11 protein-coding genes and 1 pseudogene are annotated in these 8,988 nt (G+C 41.4%); 8 read left to right on the forward strand and 4 right to left on the reverse strand.

All coding sequences use genetic code 11. The annotated features are described in order from the left end of the window. From JZU62_RS00325 to plsY, 4 genes are all read right to left on the reverse strand, one after another. Nucleotides 1-1,120 (reverse strand): Cache 3/Cache 2 fusion domain-containing protein (locus tag JZU62_RS00325; RefSeq protein WP_295010806.1); only part of this gene is annotated, 1,120 nt, incomplete at its 3' end. A gap of 538 nt (nucleotides 1,121-1,658) precedes the next feature. After that, nucleotides 1,659-2,330, reverse strand: coding sequence for a homeostatic response regulator transcription factor HsrA (hsrA, locus tag JZU62_RS00330; protein WP_295010808.1), 672 nt, complete (start codon nucleotides 2,328-2,330; stop codon nucleotides 1,659-1,661). A 79-nt stretch (nucleotides 2,331-2,409) separates the two neighbouring features. Beyond that, on the reverse strand, nucleotides 2,410-2,736 hold the full coding sequence (locus JZU62_RS00335) for a dihydroneopterin aldolase (protein WP_295010810.1): 327 nt from the start codon (nucleotides 2,734-2,736) through the stop codon (nucleotides 2,410-2,412). After that, nucleotides 2,733-3,347 carry a glycerol-3-phosphate 1-O-acyltransferase PlsY gene (gene plsY / locus JZU62_RS00340; protein ID WP_295010812.1) on the reverse strand — a complete coding sequence of 205 codons (615 nt, stop codon included), beginning with the start codon at nucleotides 3,345-3,347 and terminating at the stop codon, nucleotides 2,733-2,735. The genes JZU62_RS00335 and plsY overlap by 4 nt, the downstream gene beginning before the upstream one ends. Before the next feature lie 85 nt (nucleotides 3,348-3,432). On the opposite strand from plsY, the gene nadA reads away from it, so the two are divergent. The 8 genes and pseudogenes from nadA to JZU62_RS00380 all read left to right on the forward strand — a co-directional run. Further along, on the forward strand, nucleotides 3,433-4,431 hold the full coding sequence (gene nadA / locus JZU62_RS00345; RefSeq protein ID WP_295010815.1) for a quinolinate synthase NadA: 999 nt from the start codon (nucleotides 3,433-3,435) through the stop codon (nucleotides 4,429-4,431). A gap of 57 nt (nucleotides 4,432-4,488) precedes the next feature. Beyond that, nucleotides 4,489-4,767, forward strand: coding sequence for a BrnT family toxin (locus JZU62_RS00350; RefSeq protein WP_295010817.1), 279 nt, complete (start codon nucleotides 4,489-4,491; stop codon nucleotides 4,765-4,767). Then, the gene (locus JZU62_RS00355) at nucleotides 4,760-4,993 is read left to right on the forward strand and encodes a BrnA antitoxin family protein (protein ID WP_295010819.1); all 234 of its coding nucleotides are present in this window, start codon (nucleotides 4,760-4,762) and stop codon (nucleotides 4,991-4,993) included. The genes JZU62_RS00350 and JZU62_RS00355 overlap by 8 nt, the downstream gene beginning before the upstream one ends. 33 nt (nucleotides 4,994-5,026) lie before the next feature. Beyond that, nucleotides 5,027-5,842 carry a carboxylating nicotinate-nucleotide diphosphorylase gene (gene nadC, locus JZU62_RS00360; protein ID WP_295010821.1) on the forward strand — a complete coding sequence of 272 codons (816 nt, stop codon included), beginning with the start codon at nucleotides 5,027-5,029 and terminating at the stop codon, nucleotides 5,840-5,842. A gap of 3 nt (nucleotides 5,843-5,845) precedes the next feature. Further along, nucleotides 5,846-6,913, forward strand: a complete 1,068-nt coding sequence (gene flhB, locus JZU62_RS00365) for a flagellar biosynthesis protein FlhB (RefSeq protein ID WP_295010823.1) — start codon at nucleotides 5,846-5,848, stop codon at nucleotides 6,911-6,913. After that, a complete protein-coding gene (locus JZU62_RS00370) occupies nucleotides 6,913-8,037 on the forward strand; it encodes a cache domain-containing protein (protein WP_295010825.1) in 1,125 nt (374 codons plus the stop codon). The genes flhB and JZU62_RS00370 overlap by 1 nt, the downstream gene beginning before the upstream one ends. After that, nucleotides 8,034-8,687: a response regulator transcription factor gene (locus tag JZU62_RS00375; protein WP_295010827.1), complete on the forward strand. Its 654-nt coding sequence runs from the start codon at nucleotides 8,034-8,036 to the stop codon at nucleotides 8,685-8,687. The genes JZU62_RS00370 and JZU62_RS00375 overlap by 4 nt, the downstream gene beginning before the upstream one ends. Next, a pseudogene (locus JZU62_RS00380) lies at nucleotides 8,677-8,988 on the forward strand (sensor histidine kinase); the annotation flags it as partial. The gene JZU62_RS00375 and the pseudogene JZU62_RS00380, both read left to right, overlap by 11 nt.

The following is an 8,988-nucleotide window of genomic DNA, read 5'->3' on the forward strand; positions in this document are numbered from 1 at the left end:
TCAAATCTATTGTTTCTGCTTTTGCACTCTCTCGGTTGAGGAAACGGAAGAAGGAAAGGAGTCCGGTTTGGATATTCGATAGTGGACTTAACGCTTTTTTTAGGAGAAGATAGACTATTCCAGAAACAAAACCTAGTATGATAATAGAAATGATTATAATCAGATTTCGTATATCATTACCTTTTTCTTCAATTTCTTGCACATAGGTTCCTCCGACGATGAGCCAATTCCATTCATCAAATTCTTCAAAAACTGAAAATTTAGTTTCATTTTCCCATTCATATGTAATCATTCCGCTTTTTTTAGCAACCATATCTTTAACAAATTCTAAACCATTTGAATCTTTAGTCTCTAAATTGTTTTTACCCTGCAACGTCGGATGGTATAAAAACAGACCTTGAGTATCTCCCGGTTTTGAATCTACAACGTAGTAGTATCCAGTTTTACCGATTTTAATACTTTCGATATTTTTCATGAGTTTTTCTAGCTCAGCAGTAATGTCAAAACCGATAAATAAAATACCGATAATCATCCCATTTTGTTTAATCGGTATGTATTTTGTCATATAGTCTTTTCCAAAGAGTTTTGCTTTTCCCACATACTCTTCACCATTGAGTACTTTTTTGTACCCTGGATGTTTTGTATCAAGCTTGGTTCCTATCGCACGTGAACCGTCTTCTTTTTTTAGACTGGTGCTTACTCGAATAAAATCGTTTCCTTGTTTAACGAATATCGTTGCAACTGAGCTTTTGGTCAATGCTGAAAATCGATCAACTTTTTCGAAATTTAAGTTTAAAGATTCTCCATTAGCGGTAATGACTGGGGTGTCAAAGTCACCTATTCTTACTGTTCTTGAAGTATCAAGTGCTATATTGTTTCCGACAATACCGGAAAAAGTACCGCCTAACTGATCCGCAGATGATTTTGCCACACTGTTGAATGTTTTAATCGTCCCAAGAATAAGTGTTAACTCATTTTTGATCGATATTTCATCAGCCTCATTAAGTGCATCATAGGTTTTATTGGAGGCTATATAAGATAATATAGACATGCCAATAAATATCGATAGTAACGTACTGAAAAGTACCCTGTTTATAACAGATTTTTTAAGAAAATCCATGTGTATCAACTCCTTATTTTTGTTTTTAAACTAGTCACTCATAGGTAAAAAGTAAAACAATAGCTGACATAATAATGGATTTCCGTTGCAATATTGTTGCAAAAGTAAAGTTTAATTTTACTTTTATCACGATGTTGTCAAAAAGAAAATTTCGTTTAATATGAATTACAGAATGAAAATGATTGGAGAACTTATCAATAGTTGCTAAGTCATATTTTTGCAGATGCAGGTTGCTTTATTTTGTAATAACTTTGAGATATTTTGAAAATGATGTTATTGCACTGCATAGTAAAAAAGAGTAATGAAAGTTTTGAAAAGCCTTTTAAAGTAAGCTTTTCAGTAATTAAGAAAGTGTTTTATGCTTCTTTTGGAAAACAAAGTTAGTCCCTTTTCTGAACGCCTTTATTTATGGGATTTCAATAGGGTCGGTCAAAACGTTATATATCTGATATTGTAATTTAAAAGGATAAGAAAGTGAAGAAGTGTGCGAAATGCCCTAAAATAGGGCTTTCTGGAGTTAATAAAACTTAAAGTAAACTTACATTTCCTTAGGAAAACAAAAACGGTATCCTCGACGGCGCACGGTTTCGATAGTTGTGATTCCGAGCGGTTTGTCCATTTTTTGGCGAATTTGGTTGATCGCAACCTCGATAACGTTCGGGGTTACAAGCTCAGGCTCTTCCCAGATTGCATCGAGTAATTGCTCTTTAGAGACGATTTGGTCACGGTGACGAGCAAGGTGAGTCAATACTTCAAACGGTTTACCTTTGAGTTCGATCTCTTTTTCTTTATAGATGATTTTTTCCTCTTCAGGATTAATCGTCAAGTCATCAATTTCAATGATATTACTACCACCGAAACGTAAACGTGCTTCAATACGAGCAACAAGAACATCGAAATCGAACGGTTTACGGATATAGTCATCTGCACCCGCTTTAAGAGCTTCGATTTCGCTTGCATTGTCATCACGAGCTGAGAGAACAACAACTACGGTTTTAGGGGTGTTACTTTTGATGTCTGGGATGATATCGACACTGTTCCCATCGGGAAGCATCCAATCCATCAAAATTAGGTCATAGTTACGGATATCGAGATAATACTCGCCGTCTTTCAAAGTTTCGACGACATCGCTTTGGTAACCAAATTCTTTGAGCCCTTCTGCAAGGGTTTTATTGAGGGTTACTTCATCTTCAATGATCAGAATACGCATTCAGATTCCTCATGGTACGGAAATTTTGCCGAAATGATACCATACTTTTAGAAATTTTTAAACTTTTTTTCAATTTTTCTTAAAAAATGAAATTTTTTTGAACACTAACGGTGCAATTTGGGAGAATATCAGGTTTTCGAATGGTTAAAAGTATAGTTTGGATGAGGGAAAAATGAATTTTGAGAAGAGCACCTATCGTTTCGAGTGCCGTTTCGATTAGCTCGAAGCGCTCAAAATTCATGGTATGCTCGATCACGTGAGCGACTTCGGCATAATTGATAAAGTCACCGTTTGTATAAGAATATTCGATAATACAATCGATTTGTACACGTTGAGGATTGGTGCGTTCATGTTCGAGAATCCCAATGATGGTATCAAAGGTGAGATTCTCAATCAGGATTTTCATGCGACCCGTTTCTCTTCCCCTTGGAAAAGGCGGACGAAGTTAGGGATGTGTTTATAAAAGAGGATAAAGGCGATAAAGAACACCGGAGCATGGAACATTGCAGGATACAAAACAAAAGAGGCAACGACAAGAGCGAGGAGTCCTAGCATCGACGAGAGTGATGAGATACGGATCGTTTTGGCGGCAACTCCCCAAACAACGAGTGCGATGGCGGTAGGGATCGGTAGCATAACCGCCATAACGCCCATACCCGTCGCAACCCCTTTACCTCCCTCGAACCACATATACGGACTAAAGCAATGTCCGATAACGGCGAGGACGGCAACCATCCATTGAACCGAATCACTCATTTCAAAATATTTGGCAGCGAGGACGACGGCAATCCCTTTGAGGGCATCGAGGGCTAACGTCGCGGCTCCGAGCTTTTTGGCGAGGGCAGGGTTGGTCTCTTTGACAACACGCAATACATTAGTTGCCCCGATGCTTCCTGAGCCTGAATCGGTGATGTTGACCCCTGCAAATACTTTTGCCAAAATAAGCCCGAACGGAATACCGCCGAGGAGATAGGCCGCAAGATAAAACTGAACATTGAGGTTAAATAAAAAATCCATAATAGGTGACTCTTTGTTGGTAAATTTTGGATGCTATTATATTTCAAAAGATATAATAACATCCTAATGAGAGTAAGGAATGGTTTTGAATACTAGCGCAGAAGAGTTAAAACAAAAAATTATTGATCTAAAAAATCGCCTCAGTGTTACGGTCGTAGCGCACTTTTATCAGCGCGATGAAGTGTTCGAGATGGGAGACATCACCGGTGATTCGCTGGAACTCGCTAAACGGACGATGGCGGATGACAAAGAGTTTGTCGTATTTTGCGGTGTCGGATTTATGGGGCAAAGTGTCAAAATTCTCAGTCCCCACAAACGGGTCGTGATGCCGAAACTCGCGTGTTGTGCGATGGCGAAGATGATTGACGGGCTCTATTATGACGAATCGATTGCCAAGCTCGAAGCTGCAGGAATTGCACAGGAGAATATCCTCCCGATCACCTATATCAACTCTAATGCCGATGTTAAAGCGCGTGTCGGAAAAATGGGGGGGATGGTCTGCACCAGTTCCAATGCGAAAATGATTATCACTAATGCACTCGCTGAGGGGAAGAAGATTTTGTTTGTTCCAGATCGCTGTTTGGGGCAAAATATCGCCAACATGATGGGGCTGAAATCGTGCGTACTCGGTGATGGTAGTGATCCCAAAGAAGCTGACATCATTTGTTATGACGGATTTTGTTCGGTGCATCAGCTTTTTAGTATCGATGACATCGAGTTTTATCGCAACAAATATCCCGACATTTTGATCGCTGTTCACCCTGAGTGCGACCCTGCTATCTGTGACCGCGCTGATTTCGTTGGATCGACCTCTCAGCTCATCAAATATATCATGGAACTTCCAGCGGATCAAAAGGTTGCCGTCGGGACGGAATTCAACATGGTCAACCGTCTCCGTCCATCAAACACCTATATCCTCTCCTCCAGCAAACCCGAATGTCCGACGATGAATGAAACGATGTTGGAAGATTTATATAATGTCCTTAAATCGATCGAAGATGGTGCCCCGATTAATGAAATCGAAGTGGATGAAGAGACGGCGTATTGGGCGAGAATTGCGTTGGAGAGGATGATGGCGTTATAGCCGTTACCGTAAAATATTTATCTTGACATTGTCCATACATAAGAGTAGAATTGTTTTATGAAATATGAATGGGATGATGCGAAGAACAGCGCCAATATTATCAAGCATGGGATAAGTTTTGAGGAAGCATCGGAGATATTTAACGATCCGATGATGGTTTCGAAACTTGATCTGCGGTATGCGTATGGTGAGGAGCGATGGTTCAGCATCGGTGCAACCAATAAAGGGATGATTACGATGGTGGCTCATTTGTATTTTGATGAGCATCAAGAACCCGTTATTCGTATTATTTCTGCCCGAAAAGCAACTCCAAAGGAGGTACAAAACTATGCGTGATGAACTTTTAAAGATGGAAGCGGAATATGATATTCCTGATGAAGTGGATATGAGCGGAGCGGTTCGCGGGTATTTTTATACTCCGCATAAAGTTTCCGTTAGTATGCGTTTGGATGATGACATTGTGATGTATTTTAAAAAGCTCTCTTTAGCTGAAAAGCAAGGGTATCAAACCCTCATGAATATGGCATTACGTAAGTATATTCAAAACAGTGCGACAGCCTGAATTAGTGTTTGAATAAGGTAAAAAGGTAACTCTATGATCGAACAATTTATCCGTGAAGTATTGGCCGAAGATGTAGGGCGTGGGGACTTGTATGCACGGGTTTCCGATGCTGTGAGTGCCAGTGCGAAGATCATCGCTAAAAGCGACGGTGTTTTGGCGGGGGAAGAGTATCTGCGTGTGTTGGCGACTGTCGAGCAGTTTGGTATTATGTGGCATAAACATGACGGTGAGGCGTTTGTAAAAGGGGAGGTGTTGATGGAACTCTCCGGTGATTCGCATACACTGTTGCGGATCGAGCGGACGTTGCTCAATATGCTGCTGCATGCGAGTTCTATCGCGACAATGACCCGTAAATATGTGGATCTTATCGCCCCCTATGGAACAAAACTACTCGATACCCGAAAAACCCGTCCTCTGCTACGCAATTTCGAGAAATACGCGACTCGTATCGGTGGAGCGACGAATCATCGGATGGGGTTGGATGATGCACTGATGCTCAAAGATACCCATCTTAAAACGATCACCAATCTGGAAAGTTTTATGGAAGAGGCACGTAAAAAAATTCCGTTTACCTCTAAAATCGAGATTGAGGCGGAAGATTTTGAGATGGCGGCACACGCGATGCGATGTGGGGCTGATATCGTTATGTGTGACAATATGTCTCCTGAAGCGCTCCGTGAGGTGGTTACGTACAAATGGGAACACCATAGCGACGTATTGCTCGAAGCGAGTGGAAATATTACGTTGGAAACAATTGAAACGTATGCTAAAACGGGTGTTGATGCTATTAGTACAGGCTCCCTTATCCATCAGGCTAATTGGATCGATATGTCAATGAAAATGGATTAATAAGTGGCAGACGATCAAGAAAAGACCGAGGAACCCACCGCCAAGAAGCTCGAAGATGCCCGTGCCGAAGGGAATGTCCCCAAAAGTCAGGATATTGTCGGGGTAGTTGTCCTCTTTGTTGCTATTTTGGCTGTGATTATGATGTTTAACTTTATCGCGGATCGGATGCTTAATCTCTCCCGCTACTATTTTTCTCTGATGAATCAGCCACTGGATCGGGAACTAATGTTCGATATGGCAGTTGTGACGATGAAAGAGTTTATCATCATGGCAATCCCTATTTCACTGGTGGTTGCCATTGCCGGAGTATTGGGAACGGTTGCGCAGATAGGGTTTAATTTTACCACCAAACCGCTCGTCCCCAATTTTTCCAAACTCGATCCGATCAAAGGGTTCGCGAACCTTTTTAGCCTCCAAAAAGCACTCGAATCGGTCAAAATAACTCTTAAATCGTTGACGGCATTAGGGGTCGGTTTTCTCTATTTTTGGTATTACGTCGAAGAACTTCCGACCGTAGCGCTGTTTAATCTCCAAGATCAGATGGGATGGTTGCGGGACAAAGCGATCGTTTTAGCCTCGATTATGCTGATAATCATCTTTCTTTATGCCATTATCGATCTGTTTTTGGTACGGAAACAGTATTTTGATAAGCTCAAAATGTCACTTCAAGAGATTAAAGATGAGATGAAAAACATGGAAGGGGATCCGCATATCAAGGCGAAAATTCGCCAGATTCAGATGCAAGCGGCACGAAAGCGGATGATGTCCGCCGTACCTACCGCCGATGTGGTTATTACCAACCCAACTCACTATGCGGTTGCGATAATGTACGATGAGACCAAACATAACGCTCCGGTGGTGGTTGCCAAAGGGATTGATAATATGGCGATCCAGATCAAAAAAGTAGCACGAGAGAACGGGGTTCATATCGTCCAAAATCCTCCTCTTGCTCGTTCATTGTATGCTGAGGTAGAGGTGGATCGTGCGGTTCCAGAGATGTTGTTTGCCGCTGTTGCGGAAGTGTTGGCGTATGTTTACAAAATGGGCAAAAAGCAAAAAGGGTCACGCTAATGGATCGTTGGTACCGTTTTTTTGCCGATAAAAAGACGATAGCAGGGGTCTTTTTCGTTATTGCGATGATACTGGGTGGAGTGCTGTGGTATTTGGAGCAAAAGGTGACGTTACAAACGCTTGAGCGCTTAAGCGATCAGCTCTCACTGGGCTTGAACAATCAGCTCGAAAAAGAGCGCTCTACGGCATTGCGTTATGCTCTGATCCTCTCTCAAAATACGGCGCTGAGCGATGCGTTGGATCAAGAGGATGAAGATAAAGGGTTTGCGATTCTCTCTGAAGTGATGGAATCGATTAAACTTCATACCGACTCTTTGATCCGTTCTCAAATCATCACCTCCGATTATATTATCTTTGCCCGTAGTTGGGATAACTCGTATGCAGGGATGCCGTTGGATTTTCATCGTCCCGATTTGCTTTATTTTCAAACCCATAAAAAACCACGTTCTGCAATCGAAGTAGGACGAAAAATCGGTGTTAAAGCGACCGTGCCGATGTATTATGACGAGAAGATGATCGGATTTGTAGAGGTCGTCTCTTTTTTCGAATCGACACAGGAATATTTTGATCGTTTGGGGATTGATTTGTATATTCTGATGGATGAACGCTTTTATGAAACAGCCGTTTTTATGCAAGAGAATCCACTCATCAATAAAGAGTATATATTAGCCAATCCCAAATACAATCAACGCGACATAAGGCTCTTAAACGGGATCAACTTTAAAACACTGAAAGCCTCCCGCGTTATTTTCAGCAGTGGGCGGTATCTTTTTTACGAACCGATGAAAAATGGTGAGGGGGAGAACATCGGAGCATTTATATTTTCCCTTTCGCCGAAGCAGATTAAGTCGTATGCCCATTCGGATGAAGAGGATATCTCGTTTTTGATTCACCTCTCCCGCAATGAACTTTATGATGTAATGGTAAAAAAATCAGACAAAGGGCAGTTCCAAAGCGTGTATGATAAAGATTTGTTGTATCTTAAAGACACGGTTCCTCCCGAAGATCGAGAACTCTATTTGCAAGAGGCACGTGAACGGTTAAATGCTTATTCTAAAGAGGAACTGATCGGGATTATGTTAGATTACAAAGTGACCAAAGAGATCAAAGGGGAGATAAAGTGAGAGTACTGTTGCTCGAAGATGAATATATGCTCCGTGTGAGTATCACAGAATTCTTGGAAGAGTTGGGGTTGGAGGTTGTTGGATTCGGTAACGGAGAGAGAGCCTTTGATGCGACTTATGAAACCCATTTTGATCTTTATCTTCTTGATGTGAATGTTCCTGGGATGAACGGGTTTGATCTCCTCCGTACCCTCCGGAAGGAGGGAAATAAGACACCGGCTATCTTCCTCACCTCGATGGTCAATGTGGATAATTTGCAAGAGGGGTACAAATCAGGATGTTGCGATTATATTCGCAAACCTTTCGATCTCACCGAGCTACAGATACGGATTATGCACGTGTTGAAAAGTTTTTATCATGATGGTGAAAACAAAATTGATTTCGGTTCTGATCTGATTTACGATACGGAAAATTTTATGTTAACCCATGCGGGGGAAAATATTGCCCTCTCTAAAACCGAAAAAGAGATTTTTACGGTATTACTTAAACATACGAATCAAGTGGTATCAGTCGAGATGTTTCAAGATGAAATTTGGGGCGAGTACGTTGATCCTGCCAACATACGGGTACAGATTAACAATTTGCGCAAAAAACTCCCCATAGAGATTATCCAAAATCGACGCGGGTTGGGATACATCATTGAACGATAGTCGCTACGCCCTCAAAAATGCGTTTATCTATACAATGCTGGTTGCCGTATTGCTGTTGGTACCAACCTATTTGTATGTTACCTATATGAAATATGTCACGGAAATCCAATACGAGTTCAAGCTAAAACGGCAATCAAATTTGATTTTAAGGGCGATGGAAGAGTTTGATCCCAAAGAGAAGCAGAATTTTGATTATCCGAGATACCGCTCGTTTCAGTCGGGACTTTATGATATCCACTTTAATCCGATTTTTACCTTGATAAAAGCTCCTCTTGATGAGCAAAAAGTGGGGTACCACATT

The organism is Sulfuricurvum sp. (assembly GCF_019163035.1).
Taxonomy (GTDB): Bacteria; Campylobacterota; Campylobacteria; order Campylobacterales; family Sulfurimonadaceae; genus Sulfuricurvum.